This window comes from Sporomusa sp., from assembly GCF_035561255.1.
GTDB lineage: Bacteria > Bacillota > Negativicutes > Sporomusales > Sporomusaceae > Sporomusa.
The window spans coordinates 1-19,263 of sequence record NZ_DATMXX010000070.1; the positions used below are offsets into that span (position 1 = coordinate 1).

A 19,263-nucleotide genomic window follows, 5' to 3' on the forward strand; every position below is an offset into this window, starting at 1 on the left:
GTTAGAAGAAACCGTTAATTTCATGTAGCGGTTTCTTACTTTTTTATATTGCTTTTTTTGCTAATTGATCCAGTGAACAGCAGGTTATCCTAGCGAAGGTCAGGGATAGTATCGGGAGGTTAATTTTTGAGGGGGGTAAGCACGCAGGCTTTTATTTTTTCTTATTATCTACTATACTAAAGGTACTTTACGGAGATAATTACAACATACACGGTCGATAGGGAGGCTACTATGCAGCATGGTCCGTCGCTATATGCAATTTTGTTTGTATTGGCACTTTTTGGTGGCTTAGCCTGGCTGGGGATCCGGATTTTGCCTAAATGGCATCCGTTCTATGCCGGTAAAAAGGTTCGATATGGCTACTGGCTGGCCACAATCTTATCGGTGGGAATGCTTAGCGGCAGCCGTTGGCTGCGGCCGGCTGACGGCTTTTCCGACGAAGGGGTCCGGTATGTTAGTTACGCGGCCTATGTGTGGCTGTTTGGCTTGTTATTTATGCTGGTGGTACTGCTGGCTGGTTATGCTGTAAGGCTGCTCGTACGGTGGCTTAGCCGCCCGGAAACCGGTCAAATCGAGACAGAATCAGTGCAGGAAGAATTGCCGGTACCGGGGGGCATAACACGCCGGCAGTTCTTGCAGGGGGCAGGGGCGATGGTCCCGGCGGTACCGCTGGCGGTCACTGCGTATGGGGTGATTGGCGGGGATAACAATATAGTTCTTAACCGCTATACCCTGTCTTTTCCCAACCTGCCGCCGGGTCTTGACGGCTATTCTATTGCCCAGATCAGCGATACCCATATCGGGTCGTTTTTCGGCATGGCCAAGCTTGACCGGGTATTGGCGATGGTTAAACAGGAAAAGCCGCATCTGTTGGCAATTACCGGTGATTTGGTGGATGACCTGGATTTGTTGTCACTAACCATGGAACGCCTGACTGCTTTCCAGCCGGAGATGCCTGACGGTATCTTTTATTGCTGGGGCAATCATGAATACTTCCGGGATATCGGACGCATTCGTAAGGCGCTATATGCCAGTCCGGTGACTGTGCTGGAAAACCGGAGTCAGGCTGTAGGCAATGGTCTATACCTGGCTGGTGTCGATTATCCCTGGGGGAAAAATAAAGAAGAGCTGGAAGTAAAGCGGCGGGATTTTTTTGCTCAGGCGGTGCGGGACATCCCGGCAGGGTCATTTACTGTCCTCCTGGCCCATCATCCGGATTTTTTTGATAACTCTTTTGCGGCTAAGGTACCATTGTCTTTAGCCGGGCATACCCATGGCGGCCAGGTATCAATTTTTGGTGTTTCGCTGCTGCCTGTGCAGTATCGCTATATGAGAGGGATGTTCCAGCAAGAGGGCTCTTATGGTTATGTCAGTGTTGGCACAGGACATTGGATGCCGCTTAGAATTGGTTGTCCGGCAGAGGTTAGCCTGTTTACGCTAAGGCGGGGGTGACCGCTGATAAAATTTCAGCAGAGAGGTTTCTATGAACCAAGTACCTGACATAATTGACTATAACCTGAGAATCTTATTTATTGGGTTTAATCCTGGCCGCAGATCTGCCGAAACCGGTCATCACTTTGCGGGCTATTCGAATAAGTTTTGGAAGCTGTTAGCAGCGGCAGAACTTACACCCTATCAATTCAGTCCGGAGGAAGACCAGGCATTATTGGCTGTCGGTCTGGGTATTACCAACATCGTAGCCCGCCCCAGCCGGGCTGCCGACGAGATTACTAAAGCTGAATTCCGGGACGGGCGGGATATTCTGCAGGATAAACTCAGGAAATACAGACCACAGATCGCCTGTTTTGCCGGGGTGGGTGTATATAAGGAATTTGCCGGTCGTTCCAGCATAAAATGCGGGCAGCAGCCAGATCATGTGGTGGCTGGGGTGAACGATTTTGTGGTACCGTCTCCCAGTGGTTTGACGCGGATCCTGTTTGCTGATCAGCTGGTGTATTATCAGCAGCTTGCGCGCCTGCTGGCCACCTAGGCTAGCTAATGCCCATGCTGACAGGACGATAGTGTCAGAAATTTGACATGAATGTTAGTAAAAGGGTTGAAGTAGGCGTTTGCTGGAGTAAACGCCTACTTTTATCGTAAATTCGGCAGTTTGTGGTGCTTGGCTGCTATTAAAAAGTTATGTATAATTATGAATAGATTATGCATAAGAGGGGTGTACTACATATTATGTCGAAAAAATGGATTGCTTTTGCCGTTCTGGCCTTGTTTGTTATGACAGTGGGTTTAGCCGGCTGTGGTGGTAGTCAGCAAGCTCAACCAGCTGCCGCTAAAGTCCTTAAAGTTGGCGCCGAGGCGACCTTCCCGCCATTTGAATTCCAGGATGAGAAGAGCAAGGATTATGTAGGCTTTGATGTGGACCTGATGAAGGCCCTTGGTAAACAAATGGGTATGGAGGTTCAAGTTGTCAATACGGCCTTTGACGGACTGATTCCGGCCCTGGAAAGCGGCCAGATTGATGCCATTGCGTCGGCGATGACTATTACCGAAGAGCGCTCTAAAAAAGTTAACTTCTCTAAACCGTATTATAAGTCAGGCTTATCGATTGTCGTAAAAGGCGATAACAGTGCCGTTAAAAGCTTTAAAGATCTCGAAGGCAAGCGTATTGCCGTACAAATTGGTACTACCGGCGCTGAAGAAGCCAAAAAGATCAAGGATGCCAAGGTTCGTGAGTTTAACAGCGCATCAGAAGCGTATCTTGAGCTAAAAGCCGGCGGTGCTGACGCTGTTGTCAATGACCTGCCGGTAAACGAATATTACCTGGCCAAGGGTGGCAGCAAAGATGCTAAGCTGGTGGGCGAAGTGCTCAATTCAGAGGAATATGGCGTGGCTGTAACCAAGAAAAACACTGAACTGGCTGGGAAGATTAACAAAGCGATGGACGAAATTAAACAAAACGGCGAGTATGCTAAAATCTATGAAAAGTGGTTTGGTAAAAAGCCGCAATAATAAAGTTGAACTAAAGCAGTATCAGGCCTTGGCGCTGGTACTGCTTTATATTTTTATGGCAGGTATTGACCTGTTTTTGTCCAATACTTATTTATTAAGAAGCAAGTGGCTATATACATATTGGCGAAGTTCACTATGTTTGCCCACGTGAGTGAGGCCCTGAAAGTAAGAAGGAGATGATCGCATGAAAAAAGTAATGTTGGGTGGCCAGGCCATTATTACCGGTTGCGGCTCAATTGCTGAGCTGAAAGCAATGAAAGCCGAACGGGCTTTCATTGTAACCGGTGGCAGTGCGATGCAAAAGAGCGGCGTCATTGCCAAAATAGAAAAAATCCTTGCCGACAGCGGATGCACCTCCAGTGTGTATGGCGGTATCGGCAAAAATCCGGATACCCAGGCTGTACTTGACGGGTTGGTGCAAATGCGTAAGTTCGCACCAGACCTGCTTATCGCCGTTGGGGGTGGTTCGCCGATTGATGCCGCTAAGGTGATGGGTTTGTTTTACGATTACCCTGAACTTGACTTTGCTAAAGCACAGGCAGGTGAACTGCCACTGCTGCGGAAAAAATTGAAATTTGTTGCCATTCCATCTACTTCGGGGACTGGGGCGGAGGTGACCAAAGCCGCGGTCATTACCTTTCGCGAGCTAGAGCTAAAGATTGGTTTGAAAACCCCGGCCTTTATTCCGGACTGGGCCATCCTGGATGCTGATATTACGATGACGATGCCGGCTAATATTGTAGCGGAGACCGGTTTAGATGCACTTACTCATGCGGTCGAATGTTACATGAATGATAGCCTGGACGACTTTGCGGAGGTGCTTGCTAAAGGTGCTGTAGCCGGATTGTTTACCTGGCTGCCGGTGTCTTATCAGGATAAGACTCTTGAGAGCCGGGAAAAGGTTCACCATTATCAGTGCCTTGCGGGTATGGCCTTTGATAACACCGGCCTGGGGATGGCGCATGGCATTTCACATGCTCTTGGCGGTAAGTTTGATCTGGGCCATGGGCTTTTAAACGCAATTGTGCTGCCTTATGCGCTGGAGTTTAATGCCCGGAACCCGGTAGTCGCCGCCCGGTTGGACGAATTGGCCCGGAGCATCGGGCGTAATGGCAGCAGTGGTTTTATTGCCGCAGTCAAGGAACTGAATCGAGCCCTGAATATCCCTGCAGGTCTAGAACAAGCCGGGGTTAAACAAAGTGCTTTTGATAATGGTTTAACCGGCTTAGTTGCCAACTGCCTGAAAGGGTCTACCCGGGTTAACCCTGTACCGGTGACTGCTGCGCAAATGGACGAAGTGCTTAAACGGGTATATGCCGGGTTATAATTTTACAGTTATAGCCAGCAGGAAAGCTGTTTAGCTGCGGCGAATTTATATGCATTATTTCCGCCAAGACAGGACCTTGGGAAAGGCAGGGATGATATATGCTTGATGTATACCGTCTGAACGCCTATCTTACTGCTCTTCATGATACGGCGATGGCCTTAATGAATCATCTTGATATTCAGCAATTGCTGGAGAATATGGTGTGCCGGGCCGGGGAGCTTGTTGGTACTAAGAACGGCTATATTGCGCTACTAGACGAGGCTTCCGGCAGTCTAAGGCTAAAAGTGGCTGCCGGCTTTTATAATCAGTATGTTGGCCTGGTCATTACTCCTGAGGATGGGGTGATGGGGCAGGTCATGATTACTGGCGAAACCTGTATTGTCAATGACTATGCTTCCTGGGGCTTCCGTAAACAGGGGCCTGAATACAAGGTGCTTAGTGCCGTAATGGGAATGCCGCTCAAAGCAAGTGGTGACCTTGTGGGCATTATTGGTCTGGCCTATGATGAACCAAAGGAATTTGGGCAAGAGGAAGTGGCTGTGCTCAGCCGGTTTGCCGATTTGGCCTCAATTGCTCTTACCAATGCAACACTATATACCGCATTGCAGCAGGAATTGGCCGAGCGCAGGAAGATTGAGAAAAAGCTTAGGTATATGAGCTATCATGATGCGCTCACCGGTTTATACAATAGAACCTTTTTTAAAAGAGAAATGGGGCGGTTTGATCGCTCTGGCAAACGGCCTGTTGCCATCATTTTGTGCGATGTTGACGGGCTTAAACTGATTAACGATACATTAGGACATGAACAGGGTGACTTGTTGCTGGATGCGGTTGCCGACGTCATAAAATCCAGTGTTCGCGCCAGTGATATTGTAGCGCGAATTGGTGGTGATGAATTCGCCATTTTATTGCCGGACACAGATGATAAGCGGGTGGGGACTATCTGCACCCGGATACGCAGTGCTGTAGATGCCTACAATGCCGAGCATCTGGAGTTGCCGCTGAGTATGTCACTTGGTTTTGCCGTAAGTGCCATTGATGTGGCAGGCACTGTGACAATGAATGAGCTGTTCCGGGAAGCTGATGACAATATGTACCGGGAGAAGCTCCACCGGAGCCGCAACACCCGCAGTGCTATCGTTAACGCTTTGTTAAAAGCACTGGAGATTCGCGATTTTATTACAGAAGGCCATGGCGACCGAATGCAGGAATGGGTGGAAGGGCTTGCTACAACCCTTAATTTGTCTGAACGACGCACCGGTGATATCAAACTGCTTGCTCAATTCCATGATATCGGCAAAGTGGGAATACCTGACCGCATCCTGTTTAAGCCAGATCAGTTGACCTCTGTAGAACACATGGAGGTGCAGCGGCATGCCGATATTGGCTATCGGATTGCACAGTCGATTTCAGATCTTATTCCGATCTCCGATTTTATCTTAAAACACCATGAATGGTGGAACGGCAGTGGTTACCCGATCGGCCTAAAAGGGAAGGAAATCCCGCTGGAGTGCCGAATTTTGGCTATTGTTGATGCTTATGACGCCATGACCAGTGACCGGCCATACCGGAAAGCGCGGAATCCTGCTGCTGCCCTGGCCGAATTAAGGGTGCAGGCCGGCAGCCAGTTTGATCCTGAGCTTACTGCTATATTTTGTGAACTTGTAGAAAAACGCTTAGGAGGGGATGGCGTTTGACACTTAAACTCATTCTGGGCCGGGCCGGCTACGGCAAGACCTGGCAATGTTTTGACGAGGTTTTATCCCGGCTGGCCGCATCGCCTGATGGCCGGCCGCTTATTTTTATTGTGCCGGAGCAGGCTACCTATGAGGTAGAACGGGCCCTGGCCTCAGCCTGTCCGGCTGCAGGGTTTGTTCGCGCCCATGTCCTCGGGTTCCGCCGGCTGGCGCACCGGGTATTGAATGAAACAGGCGGGGATGCCAGACCCCATATCTCCGAATTAGGTAAGCGGATGGTATTTAGCCGCTTGTTAATGGAGCACAAATCCAGTTTGAAGCTGCTCACCCGGGCTGCCTCGGAAAAGAGCTTTGCCGAAACAATCGAAGCTTTGGTTAAAGAATTTAAGGCCTATGGGATTGGCCCCGCAACGCTTGCTGCTATGGCTGGTGACCAGGAGCGTCTGGGCAGCCCGGCCCTGGCCGGCAAGATCCATGATTTAGCCCTGCTGTACCAGGGGTTTGAAGATTTCCTGGCCGGGCGGTATATTGATCCGGAGGATTACTTAAGTCTCTTAGCTGAAAAAATTCCGGAGTCTGGTCTTGTAGCTCAGGCTGAAGTGTGGATAGATGGCTTTACCTGGTTTACACCCCAGGAGTATGCGGTGCTGGAGGCGTTGCTGAAAGCAACTGCAAGTGTTACGGTTACTATTTGTCTGGATCAGCCGGATAACCCGCTTAATACCCGGGAAGAGGCGCTGTTTCACCGTCAATGGGAAACCTATGCAAAATTAAAAAAGATGGCTTCAGGGTTAAAGGTGCCTGTTAGTCAGCAAGAACTATTTATCCCACGCCGTTTTGAAAAGCCGGTGCTGGCAGCCATTGAGCAGCAGTTTTTTGGCAGCCGGAATGCAGGGGCTCAGTTTGAGCAAGCTCAAGAGAGTGGTTTTACGTTGGCTGAGGCGGCTAACCGCCGGGCTGAGGCCGAGGCCATTGCCTGTGAAATGATCAGGTTAAGCCGGGAAGAGGGTTTACGGTGGCGGGATATGGCTGTTCTGATTCGTGATACAGACAGTTACAACGAGCTGATGGCGACAGTACTGGCTGACTATACTATCCCGTTTTTCAGCGACGGCAGCCGTCCGGCCGTCCACCATCCGCTGGCCGAGCTTGTGCGTTCAGCCATTGAGCTTGTGCTGGAAAAGTGGGGCTATGAGCCGGTGTTTCGTTGTCTTAAGACCGATTTGTTTCCGGTTACGCGGGATGAAGTCGATATTTTAGAGAACTACTGCCTGGAGTTTGGTATTCGGGGCTCAAGGTGGACAAACCCGGAAGCCTGGGCTTTCCGCCGTCGCTACTCGCTGGCTGAGGACGAATGGGCCAGTGATGAGCTAAGTGAGGCCGAGCAGGAGTATCTGGTCCATGTCAATCACATTCGCAGTCAAAGTACCGCGGAATTAGTGAAGCTGGCCGACCGGCTGACGTTGGCCGTGCGCCAGGGTCTGCCGCCGGTGGAACTGGCCCAGGCATTGTATGAATTTTTGACAGGGTTACAGGTGGCTGACACGCTGGAGTCCTGGGCAGACGCGGCTGAGGCCGGCGGTGATTTGGAGCAGGCCCGTGAACACCGACAGATGTGGGCAAAAGTGGTGGAGCTGCTGGACCAGATTGTGGATACCTTTGGGGATCAGCCGCTGACCCTGGAAGATTTTTCCGCCATTATCAGTGAAGGGCTGGAAGGCACTACACTCAGCCTGATTCCACCAGGGCTTGATTATGTAACAATTGCCGCACTGGAGAGAACCAGGCGGCTTAAAATAAAGGCAGCATTTGTGCCGGGGGCGAGTGACGGTGCGCTGCCGCGCCGGCGGCGGGAGGAAGGCCTGCTGACAGATAGTGAGCGGGCACAGTTGATTACGCTGGGTCTGGAGCTTGGCGGGGGGGCTGCAGCCGATACCTTTGCAGAGCAGTTTTTGATTTATACTGCCTTGACCCGGGCCGGGAGAAGGTTGTGGGTGAGTTACCCGTTGGCAGATGCTGAGGGCAAGGCCCTGGGTCCGTCAATGATCGTGAGGCGTCTAAAAGAGATCACCGGCGCCAAGGTAAGGGCTTTGCCGGTTGAGCCGCCGCCAGGGCGGGAAGCTGAATATCTGGCCCGCCCTGAGCGGGCGCTGGCGGCGCTGGCCGGCGCACTTAGGCTGTACAAGCACACCGGCCACATCAGTCCGGCCTGGTGGGATGTATATAACTGGGCGCTGGCTGAGACCAGTCTGCGGCCACAACTGACTGCGGCACTGGCCGGCCTGTTTCATCATAATCAGGTTGAGCGGCTGCCGAAAAATTTATCAGGGCGGCTATATCTGAAGAATGGCGTGTTGCGGGGCAGTGTCACCCGGTTTGAATCCTTTCGGGCCTGTCCGTTTAAGCATTTTGCCCAATATGGTCTGGGGTTAAAGGAGCGGGCTGTTTATCAGCTTAAAGCCCCTGATTTAGGCCAGTTTTTGCATGCTGTCATTAAGCAGTTTGGCGATCGGCTAACTGAACGTGGACAACCCTGGGGCGATGTGACACAAACACAGATTAGCGAGTTGTGTACCGGTATTGTTACTGAGTTGGCGCCTAAACTGCAAAACGAGATATTGCTGAGCAGTAAACAGCATGAACATTTGGTAACAAGGCTGACCCGGCGGGCTGTCCGGTCAATAAGCAGGCTGGTAGCCTGGGCCCAGGTGAGCAAGTTTAAGCCCCTGGCCTTGGAACAATCCTTCGGCCGCGGCTCTGGTGCGCTGCCACCGCTGACATTTCCGCTGCCCGGAGGGGCGCTGGAGGTAGCCGGACAGATTGATCGCCTGGATGTCGGGGAGCATGAAGGACAACAGTATGCACTGGTTATTGACTATAAATCAGGCGGGGCCTGGCTTAGTCTGGCTGAAGTGTATTATGGTCTCAAGTTGCAGCTATTAACCTATCTCTTAGTTGCTGTCGGCAGGCAGGGGACGGCTAATCTATGTTTACCTGCCGGTGTGCTTTATTATTTTTTGAAAAATCCGGTGGTGTCAGGCTCAACACTGAAAACCCCGGAGCAGATTGAAAAAGAGATTAACAGTAAACTGAAAATGCCGGGCTGGCTGCTGGCAGATGTCAACCTGGCCGGCCTGCTGGATGGGACCTTAAACGGCTGGTCCGAGTTTTTCAGGATTGCCCTTGGCAAAAACGGTTTTTACGAAAGCTGTATGGATAAGCTCAAGACTGAGGAAGAGTTTGCCCTTCTCCTGGCGCATGTTGAAGAGCAGCTGGTGGCTGTGGCTGAGGCGATTCTTGCCGGAGAAACCACAATCAGGCCCTACCGGTTGGATAAGGCTACCCCCTGCGGGTATTGTGCCTTCCGGCCGGTATGCCAGTTTGACCGGCATCTGCCGGAGAATGACTATCTGGCGCTGCCCCGATTAGATGATCAGACTATTATGAATGAACTGCGCCAGCGGAAAGGAGGCAAGTGATGCAATGTTCCCCTGAGCAGCTCTCTGCGATTGAAACGCGCGGTCATAACCTCTTAGTGGCCGCAGCGGCCGGATCAGGCAAGACCTGGGTGCTTGTAGAACGGATTATCCGCCGTATCATCGACCCGCAGGAACGCCTGAGTGTGGATAATATACTTGTTGTTACCTTTACCAATCCCGCCGCCAATGAGATGCGCAGCCGGGTGGGGGAGGCCTTAGCGGCGGTGCTTAATAACCCTGAATTAACCGACCCGGAACTCAAGCGTCATGTGGAACGCCAATTGGTGTTGCTAAACTCGGCCAGCATTTCCACCCTGCATGCTTTTTGTCAAAGTCTTGTCCGTCAGTATTTTTATCTGCTGGATATTGAGCCAAATTTCCGGATTGCCAACGAGACTGAGATTACATTAATTAAGAGTGATGTGCTTGATGGTGTCTTTGAGGAGGGGTATGCTCAGGCTGATCCCGAGTTTCTGGCACTGATTGACCATTATGGTGATGAAGACGGTGATAATTCGCTGGCCGGGCTGGTGCTCAAGCTATACAATTTTTCACAGAGCCATCCCTGGCCTGGGGAGTGGCTGGAAGGTTTAACCACGGCGTTTGCCTTGCCGCCTGAGGCTGATTTTGATACTACACCTTGGTCTGCGTTGGTCCGGGATAAGATTATGCTGGACTGGGAGGAGGCCAGACAGTCGCTGGCGGCACTGGCGGCCCAGGCTGCGATCCCCGGGAATCCTGCCGCCTATACGGCTACCTTTGGAGAAGATATCAGTATCATTGATAACCTCCTGCTGGCTGCCGGTAAATCGTGGGCTGCCCTGGCGGCAGCTATAAACGATCTCAACTTTCCCCGTATTGCGCCAGTGGGCAAGGAGGTTGCCAAGGAAGTCAAAGACTATTTTCAAGGTCAGCGCAACAAAGCGAAAAAGCGGGTGACAGATGCCAAAGCAGCGTATTTCGAACGCAGCCCGGCTGAACTTATCGGCGACTTGCGCCAGGTTGCACCACTGGTTACTGCCCTGGTCCGGCTGGTTAACCGGTTTGCGGCAGGTTATGCAGCTGCCAAACAGGGTAAAGGGGTAGTTGACTTTAATGATCTGGAACACCTGTGTCTGGCGGTGCTGCGTGACGCTGACGCTTCTCCGGATGTTTACAGGCCCTCGGTTGTGGCGAAAGGGCTTAAAGTCAAGTTTAAGGAGATTATGGTTGACGAGTATCAGGATACCAACAGGGTACAGGAAGAAATTATCCGCCTTGTTGCCAGTGATGAGCAGCCCAATCTCTTCATGGTAGGGGATGTTAAGCAAAGCATCTACCGCTTCCGGCTGGCCGAACCAGAGCTATTTATGGATAAGTATCACCGGTACCAACAGGGTGAGGCGGCTGGCTGTAAACGCATTGATCTCAGCCAGAATTTCCGCAGCCGGCCCGGTGTGCTCCATGCGGCCAACTTCTTGTTTTGTCAGTTGATGACTAAGCGGACGGCTGAGCTTGATTATGGCCAGGCTGAGCAGCTTAATCCTGGTCCTGATTACCCGCTGACAGAGCTGCCTAATCTGAACGGCCCTGTGGAACTCATGATCATTGACCGGGATAAGGGCCCTGACGAGGCCGAGCAAGCCGATGAAGCCGGGGACACAGGCAGTCAGGCCAACGGTGACGCCCCTGAGACTACCTCCAGCCAGCTTGCTGAAGAAGAGCTGAGTTCTTTTGAACAGGAAGCGGTGCTGATTGCCCGGCGCATCCAGCAATTAATGGCTAGTGGCTATCATGTATTTGATAAACACAGTGGCGGCTATCGTCCCTTGCTCTACCGGGATATCGTTATCTTGTTGCGGTCGGTACAGGGTAAGGCGCAGGCGCTGCAGGACATGCTGCGGCAAAACGGTATTCCCTGTTATGCAGAGCTTGCGTCCGGTTATTTTGCCGAGACTGAGATTACCATCATGCTGGCCCTGTTGCATGTGATTGATAATCCGCACCAGGATATTCCCCTGGCGGCTGTGCTCCGGTCACCATTGGTAGCTTTGGCTGGTGATGAACTGGCTGACCTGCGGCTGTGTAAGCCGGAGGGCAGCCTGTGGGCGGCTGTAATGGCCGCCAGCACGTCAGAAACCGCCTCAGACAAGGTATTGCTGCTGCTTGAACGGGTAACAGCCTGGCGCAGTCTGGCGCGGCGTAAAGGCGTCGCAGACCTAATATGGCGTATTTTCCATGATACCGGCTACTATGATTATGTGGGTGGGATGCCAGGCGGGGTGTTGCGGCAGGCAAACCTGCGGGCGCTCTATGATCGTGCCCGGCAGTATGAAGCAACTAATTTCCGGGGGTTGTTCCGTTTCCTGCGGTTTATTGAACGGCTAAAAGAAAAAAACTCTGATTTATCGGTTGCGCGGGCGCTGGGTGAAAGCGAAGATGTTGTCCGGGTCATGAGTATTCATAAAAGTAAAGGGCTTGAGTTCCCTGTTGTCATTGTTGCCGATATTGGCAAAAGCTTTAATCTGCAGGATACCACCGCCCTGGTATTGTGTCACAAAGAATTGGGGGTTGGGCCGTATGTCACCCTGCCGGAGCTTAGGTTCCGTTATCCGACACCGGCCCGCTGGGGGATTCAACACAAGATTGAGCTTGAGACAAAAGCCGAGGAACTCAGGATTCTCTATGTTGCCCTGACCCGTGCCCGGGAAAAGCTGATACTTGTCGGCTCTACTAAAAAACTACTGCAAAAATGTGCTAATTGGTGCCGCTGTGCCGGTGAACCGGACGCCAAGCTGCCGCCCAGCCAGGTCATTAAGGCCAAAAGCTATCTGGACTGGGTTGGTATGGCTGTGGCACGCCATGCTGACGGTGCGGTTATCAGGCAGTATGCCGAATGCTCCGACCTGCCGGCACCAGAACTGGCTCAGCACCCTTCTTCCTGGGCGGTAGAGATATATCAGTCTATTGATATCAAACTATTGGAGCAGTCTGAACAGGCTGATGATACTCTGCTTACTGCGGTGCAGCAGTTAGCGCCGGTTGCCGGTGGCACTGATACCAAGTGGGTAGATAATATCTTGCGGTGGGAGTATGGCTGCAGTATTGCTGTCGGGAAACCGGCCAAACTGGCTGTGTCTGAAATTAAGCGCCGTCTTGAGCTTATTGAACAGGGAGAAACAGAGGCTGAACACCTGTTTATGCAACCGGCTGTGCATAGCCGGCCCCGGTTTCTTCAGGCTAAGTCAGGGTTGACACCTGTGGAATACGGGGTTATGGTTCACACCGTCATGCAGCATATCTCGTTGACCGGCCCGTGTACGGCCGCCGCGATCACTGAACAGGTACTGGCTCTGGAGGCCAGACAGATTCTTCTTCCCGGTCAGGCTCAGTCGGTGGATGTCACAGGTATTGCCGCTTTTTTTGCCTCAAACCTGGGGCGGCGACTCCGGCAGGCCCGGCAAGTGTGGCGGGAACTACCGTTTAGTCTGATGCTGCCTGCCGAGAAGTTTTATCCTGACCTGAATGGCTGCGGCGAACGGATTTTCGTGCAGGGGGTTATTGACTGCCTGTTTGCTGAAGACGATGGGCTGGTACTTGTCGATTACAAGACTGACCGGGCGGTTTCAGACGATGAACTGGCAGCTAAATATGCAGTGCAGCTTAGTATGTATACCATCGCGGTTGAACAGATTCTTGGGCGTCCGGTTAAGGAACAGGTCCTGTATGCCTTCGGATTGGGGCGAGAGGTCAACTTAGCGGTACTTGGCTAATATTAAAACAAATGGGGTTGTGCGAAAAAATATTTTCGGCACAACCCCATTTATAATTAATCACTATTGTCTTACACATACCATCGCTTTTGGCAGGAAGTTGCTTTGGGCGTTAGCGGCAAGTATTTTGTCAGCGTCAGCCTGGCTAATAATAATATTTACGTTATGGTCGCGAAGGCCAATCGCTTTAGCCATGATCGGGGTGGTACCGGCGCGGGACTGGCCAAGCTCAACTGCCCTAATATCTTCCGGGGTGCACATATAATCGATCATACCCTGCGACACAGCATACTCTGGAATGATATTCATATGACCATAGATAGCCCGGCCGGTATCATCAAAGATGACCGGGGACATCGCCCGCTCCAGGGGAAGACCGGTTACGTCAACAACTAAACCGGTATATACCGGCAATGTAATCGGGTAATAGGCCGGTGACGGTGACGGCAGGGGAACAGGAGTAATAGGTTTTGTGGCATCGACAATTACTTCTGCCAGACTACCATTGCCATACAGGTTAATGCGCATCGTTACCTGATAAGTGCCATCAAGAAGTTGCTGCTCATTGACAATTCTTGCTCCTTTTACTATACCGGTGACCTGGGTTCGTACCGTATCATTTGTTGTTTCAAAATTTTGTACAGTTGTTTCAGCCGTAATTTTTACACCCTCAACGCTCTCCAGCAGATTGCGCTGGGCATCGACGATTGCTGCCCGTCTGGCCATTAGGCGGGCTTGGGCCGGAGACTTGGCAATGCTTGAGGGCACACCGGTGCCAATGGCCTCGACAAAACCTTCATCCCAGTTGATAGAACCGTTGGCACCTACCTGGTCAACAGTGGAAACAGGTACGCTTACATTGGTATTTACGGTTGCTGCGCCGGCTACCAGCGGCAATCCGGTAATAAGCAGCGTGCAGATGGTGAGGCCGGCTAAAAATTTCTTGAACATAGGGTATCCTCCTCTAGTTTAATATTTCATTACAGACTGAATGCCACTGTTAGAAATGTCAGTGATACTCAGATTAATGCCACTTAAAATAAAAAGAACCCAATAAGTACAACGCTAAATATGCTTTCTCGACAGCGGGAACCATTGCTCTCTTATTTTACATATTTCTAACTATTTCGCTTACCAGGACTAATTTCCTGCACTAATAGGGTATACATATGAAAAATTAACCATTTTAGCGGAATTTACATAGTAAAAACCCGGGGGTTTTCCTCCCCGGGTTTTTGCATACTGCTTATTTTAGTTAAAACATGCCTTTGCGCCACAGGCCAAAAGCACTAAGCGCAGTGACTGCTCCGGCAAATAGCAGCGTGGCCGTAAAGCCGCCTTGTCCGCCCATTGGTATATCAACATTCATTCCCATAAAGCTGGAGACCATAGTTGGGATGGCCAGGATAATGGTCATGGAAGCCAGGAATTTCATAACCCGGTTAAGATTGTTGGATATAATGGAAGTAAAGGTATCCATCATCCCATTTAATATACGGCTGTACATCTCAACCATCTCAATGGCCTGTTTGTTTTCAATAATAACATCCTCTAGCAGATCTTCATCCTCTTCATAGATCTTGATAAGATGTTGTACCTGACTTGTGGAACGCAGCCTGAGGAGTTTTTCCAATACTATGCCATTAGAACGTAAGGAGGCAGCAAAATAGGTTAAGCCTTTTTGCAGTTCTAAGAGCTGAAATATCTCCTCATTTTGCATTGAGCGCCGCAAATACCGTTCAATCTCATCGGTACGGCGATTAATCTGCTTTAAGTATTTGAGATATAATGCCGCCGATTTGTACAAGAGCTGGAATAAGAAGCGGGTCTTTTTAAAGGTACTAAAAACCCGGGCATTCTCGGGATTGAATTCTGCCAATACATCGTTGGCTTCCAGACAGATTGTGATAATGTATTCCGGAGTCAGAACAATGCCCAGTGGCAAAGCATCATAGCTGTCATGACCGCGGGTAACAGGGATATTTGTAATAACAAGCATATAATCTTCTTCAAGTTCAATACGGGAACGTTCTTCTTCGTCCAAAGCTGCTTTAAGAAAATCAAGGGGGCTGCCGGTTGCTGCCGCCACTTGTTCAAGTTCTTCCGGGGTAGGATTTATAAGTTTAAGCCAGGCACCCTTTTCAAGTGTCTGAAGTGTCAATTCATATAGACGCGTACAGTTGCTGCGATAAATTTTTAGCATGATTGCTCCCCCTCGCTTTAATTTAGGGGAATACAAATCCTTGCCTGAGTTGCCGATGAGCGAGGGTAAAATTTAAACAGAGTAACCCTGTATGCTCAGACAAACCTTAGGCGAGAAAAATGGAATATTCCCCTGTTTTTAATTAAATACAACAAAATGGGCCCACCAGGTCGGTCTACGTCCATCTATCTCACCTACTTTTAGTTTTCTATTGATTATCTTTAAATAACTCTATAAAGAATATAATTCTGTTTACGTTAATAGTCAACCTTTTTGTAAAAAATTAACCTGATTTTTACCGGATCTTAGCATAGACTGAGAACCCTATATGGTAGAATGTTACTAAACCTCTCGTTCTATGTATTAATGTATTAAATTAGCCGGTTGAGTGTGCGCTAAGTATGCTGACAAAGGAGGTGTATTTAGATGGATGATTCGCTGCTTGATATAATCTTGACAGAAGAAGAACTGGATGAACTGCTGCGGGACTTGCCTCAGATTGTCCGGGAACTTGAAACTGCCGACTGGCTTGCTCATACCTAAGTGTGTCTGCCAGCAGAGAGAAATTACCATAGCCTGTTTTGTTGACAAGTCTGATTGCTGTTTGCTATAATACTATATGTGTCCGATATGGAGGGGTGTCCGAGCGGTTTATGGAGCTGGTCTTGAAAACCAGTGATCCCGCAAGGGACCGTGGGTTCGAATCCCACCCCCTCCGCCATTAACTATCAGTTGACGTGGTTCATTGCGGCTGATATAATATCTTGTATAATTCACTACACGGAGTGGTACTCAAGTGGCTGAAGAGGACGGTTTGCTAAATCGTTAGAGGTCGTGAGGCCTGCCAGGGTTCAAATCCCTGCCACTCCGCCACAATTAAACATTTGCGGCTATTGGTTGATAAAACCGGTAGCCGTTTTTGTATTGTATTACAAGTTTAATGCTAGAGCAACGATGGAAAAACAGGGTATCGTCATGATAAGCCTGTTTTTTTGCTCTGACCACTCTAGCCTGGAAACATTGCAATTGTCTTGTTGGTCTAAGTGCCATTAAAGGGGATATACTATCAGTTAATGAAAGGCTGTGTGTGTTAGGTGCTAACCTGCTTGGACTAAATGTCGAAAAATACATGAAACGGGTGAAGCAGATTGAATCGCTATATATTATACTTCTCTGAAATCAACAAATCAAGTCTGTCTAGTGTAGGCGGCAAAGGGGCAAACCTGGGTGAGTTATGCCAAATTCCCGGGATTAAGGTGCCGGGGGGTTTTTGTGTTTCGACCAAAGCTTATAGTGATTTCATAAATACAAGTCAAGAGATTGCCGTGTTGGTCAAGCGGCTGGCATTAAGCAGCCTTGAATCACTGGAAGATCTTAAGATAACAGGACAGAGCATCAGGGCCCATCTTGAAACGCTGACCATTCCAGAACAGATCCAACAGGCAATTATCTGTGCCTGGCAAGAGGTTGGCAGTCAGCATGCATACGCTGTCCGTTCCAGCGCGACCGCTGAAGACCTGCCGGGGGCATCTTTTGCCGGACAGCAGGACACCTTTCTGAATGTTAAGGGAGAACAGGAGATTCTCGACTGTATCCGGAAATGCTGGGCATCGCTGTTTACCGACAGGGCTATCGTTTACCGACAGAAAAATGGCTTTGAACATGATAAGGTCCTACTGTCTGTCGTTGTACAGCAGATGGTTTTTCCGGAGGTTTCGGGGATCATGTTCACTGCCGACCCAGTCAGCGGCAACCGGAAAATCGTAGCTATTGATGCGAGTTTTGGACTTGGGGAGGCACTGGTATCTGGGATTGTTTCGGCTGATTTATACCAGGTAAAATCTGATGTATTGATTAAACAGCGAATTGCTAAAAAAGAAATTGCTATTTACGCTAAGCCTAATGGTGGAACTGTTAAAACTGAAATTGCCTGTGAGCAACAGCTTATCCCGGCCCTATCAGCGGCGGATGCGGTCCGGCTGGCCCGGATGGGACGAAGCATTGAAGCGCACTTTGGCAGTCCTCAGGATATTGAGTGGGGGATTGCAGATCATGACATATTTATTTTGCAGAGCCGGCCAATTACCACTCTTTACCCTGCGCCCTGTGTAGCTGAAGATAAACCGCACCTGTTCGTGTCCATCGGTCATCAGCAGATGATGACTGAGGCCATGAAGCCTCTGGGGATATCGGTGCTGAGAACCCTGGTGCCGATTGGGAAAAGTTTGCCTCAGGAGGAGAGCAATTACCTGCAGGAAGTCGGTGGGAGGCTGTATCTGGATTTGACTTATCTATTGGGTTACCCCCAGGTAAGAAAACGGCTGCCCGAGCTACTGTTTAATATTGACGAAATGATTGGCCGGGCTGTGCAGGACTTTATCGGCAGAGCTGAATTCCAACCGGCGATACATTCCGGCAAAAAAGTGGAGCTGGCTTTGATTACCAAGGCCTTCCCCACAGCCTATGCGGTGTTCAGAAATATCTTATATCGTGATAATGAGGAGGCTATTGAGGAGATAACCAATTTTCTCAATGGCCAAAGCAAAGAGAATAGAGAAAAATTACAGGCAGTATCTGGGGTGGAGCGTATCGAACAGGTGCAGAAAATACTGCCTGCATTAGTACCGACGGTTCTACCTGAGGCAGCTCCCTATCTGGGGGCCGCGTTGATTACTTATAAACTGATTGAGGGCCTGGCCAAGAAGTGGTTGGGTGATGCGGCTGAGCTGGGTACTATCAGTAAATCCCCTGCCGGCAATGTAACCACCGAAATGGGTTTGGCGCTGGGGGATGTGGCAGATGCTGCCCGTCAGTATCCGGCGGTCATTGAGTATCTCAGGCATGCGTCTGACGATTCGTTTTTTGACGGTTTGCTGGCTGTTCCCGGTGGTGCAGCTGTTTTGCCTGTTTTTTTAAATTTTTTCCAACAGTATGGTATGCGGGGGACTGGTGAAATCGACGTAACCCGGCCACGGTGGCGGGAAGTTCCGACCCACTTGGTTCCTGCTATTTTGAGCCAGATTAAAGGCATAAAGCCCGGTCAGCACCGCGTTGATTTCCTGGAAGGCAAAAAAGAAGCCGAGCTTGCCACACACAGATTATTGGAACGCCTGCGGACAACACCAGGGGGCTTTTTTAAGGCCAGGCGCATGCAGCGATTGGTTAAGGTTCATCGTGCTTTTATCGGACTTAGAGAACACCCTAAATTTTTTATTGTCCAGAATCTGGATATGATCAAACAGGCCATTTTGCAGGAGGCGGCTTTGCTGGTTGCGGACGGAATCCTTAAGCGCCCGGAAGATGCGTATTGGTTTTCACTGCAGGAAATTAAGGAAATAATTGCAACCAGGCAGGCTGACAAAACTGTTATCAGCAGGCGTAAAGAGAAATTTGCCAACGATGCGAAACTTACCCCCCCTCGTGTCATCACCAGTGAGGGTGAAATCATTACCGCTAAGCCGGGGGCACATGTACCGCCCGGGGCTCTGGCCGGCAGCCCTGTGTCGGCTGGAACGGCTGAAGGCCGTGCCCGGGTTATCCTGAAGCTGGAAGAGGCTAAAATGGATAAGGGGGACATACTTGTGGCACCATACACTGACCCCGGCTGGACACCGTTATTTCCGCTTGCGGCCGGATTGGTGACCGAGGTTGGCGGGCTGATGACCCATGGTGCAGTGGTGGCCCGGGAATATGGAATTCCGGCCGTGGTAGGCGTCGATAACGCAACCCAAAAAATTCAGGATGGACAAAAGATCCGGGTAAACGGCACACAAGGTTTCGTAGAATTCCTATAGACTCAAGGGGACGGTTCTCCTGAGTCACTTTTTGCTGGGTTGCA

General features: G+C 50.3%; 10 protein-coding genes and 2 tRNA genes. 10 read left to right on the forward strand and 2 right to left on the reverse strand.

Annotated elements, in window-relative coordinates; all coding sequences use genetic code 11:
* Positions 1-231: 231 nt before the first annotated feature.
* The 7 genes from VN379_RS04035 to addA all read left to right on the forward strand — a co-directional run bounded on the left by VN379_RS04035 (position 232) and on the right by addA (position 13,222).
* The gene (locus VN379_RS04035) at positions 232-1,452 is read left to right on the forward strand and encodes a metallophosphoesterase (RefSeq protein ID WP_325531046.1); all 1,221 of its coding nucleotides are present in this window, start codon (positions 232-234) and stop codon (positions 1,450-1,452) included.
* 31 nt (positions 1,453-1,483) lie between these two features.
* Positions 1,484-1,990, forward strand: coding sequence for a mismatch-specific DNA-glycosylase (locus VN379_RS04040; RefSeq protein ID WP_325531048.1), 507 nt, complete (start codon positions 1,484-1,486; stop codon positions 1,988-1,990).
* Positions 1,991-2,187: 197 nt separating this feature from the next.
* Entirely contained in the window at positions 2,188-2,967 is a 780-nt protein-coding gene (locus tag VN379_RS04045) for a basic amino acid ABC transporter substrate-binding protein (RefSeq protein WP_325531050.1), read from the forward strand.
* 184 nt (positions 2,968-3,151) lie between these two features.
* A complete protein-coding gene (locus VN379_RS04050) occupies positions 3,152-4,294 on the forward strand; it encodes an iron-containing alcohol dehydrogenase (RefSeq protein WP_325531052.1) in 1,143 nt (380 codons plus the stop codon).
* 98 nt (positions 4,295-4,392) lie between these two features.
* On the forward strand, positions 4,393-5,991 hold the full coding sequence (locus tag VN379_RS04055; RefSeq protein ID WP_325531054.1) for a diguanylate cyclase domain-containing protein: 1,599 nt from the start codon (positions 4,393-4,395) through the stop codon (positions 5,989-5,991).
* Complete coding sequence (addB, locus tag VN379_RS04060) at positions 5,988-9,470, forward strand: helicase-exonuclease AddAB subunit AddB (protein WP_325531056.1); 3,483 nt, start codon at positions 5,988-5,990, stop codon at positions 9,468-9,470. Before VN379_RS04055 ends, addB begins: the two co-directional genes overlap by 4 nt.
* Positions 9,470-13,222, forward strand: coding sequence for a helicase-exonuclease AddAB subunit AddA (addA, locus tag VN379_RS04065; RefSeq protein ID WP_325531058.1), 3,753 nt, complete (start codon positions 9,470-9,472; stop codon positions 13,220-13,222). Before addB ends, addA begins: the two co-directional genes overlap by 1 nt.
* A 63-nt stretch (positions 13,223-13,285) precedes the next feature.
* Here the strand turns inward: addA and VN379_RS04070 are convergent, their stop codons facing one another.
* Both VN379_RS04070 and VN379_RS04075 read right to left on the reverse strand, forming a co-directional pair.
* Positions 13,286-14,173 carry an LPP20 family lipoprotein gene (locus tag VN379_RS04070; protein WP_325531060.1) on the reverse strand — a complete coding sequence of 296 codons (888 nt, stop codon included), beginning with the start codon at positions 14,171-14,173 and terminating at the stop codon, positions 13,286-13,288.
* Between the two features lie 304 nt (positions 14,174-14,477).
* Positions 14,478-15,425 carry a magnesium transporter CorA family protein gene (locus VN379_RS04075; RefSeq protein ID WP_325531062.1) on the reverse strand — a complete coding sequence of 316 codons (948 nt, stop codon included), beginning with the start codon at positions 15,423-15,425 and terminating at the stop codon, positions 14,478-14,480.
* A 632-nt stretch (positions 15,426-16,057) separates the two neighbouring features.
* Here VN379_RS04075 and VN379_RS04080 point away from each other — a divergent pair.
* The 3 genes from VN379_RS04080 (at position 16,058) to VN379_RS04090 (ending at position 19,219) form a co-directional block, all read left to right on the forward strand.
* Positions 16,058-16,146: transfer RNA gene (locus VN379_RS04080), tRNA-Ser, on the forward strand.
* Between the two features lie 61 nt (positions 16,147-16,207).
* A tRNA-Ser gene (locus VN379_RS04085) sits at positions 16,208-16,298 on the forward strand.
* 275 nt (positions 16,299-16,573) lie between these two features.
* Complete coding sequence (locus tag VN379_RS04090) at positions 16,574-19,219, forward strand: phosphoenolpyruvate synthase (protein WP_325531064.1); 2,646 nt, start codon at positions 16,574-16,576, stop codon at positions 19,217-19,219.
* Positions 19,220-19,263 lie beyond the last annotated feature (44 nt).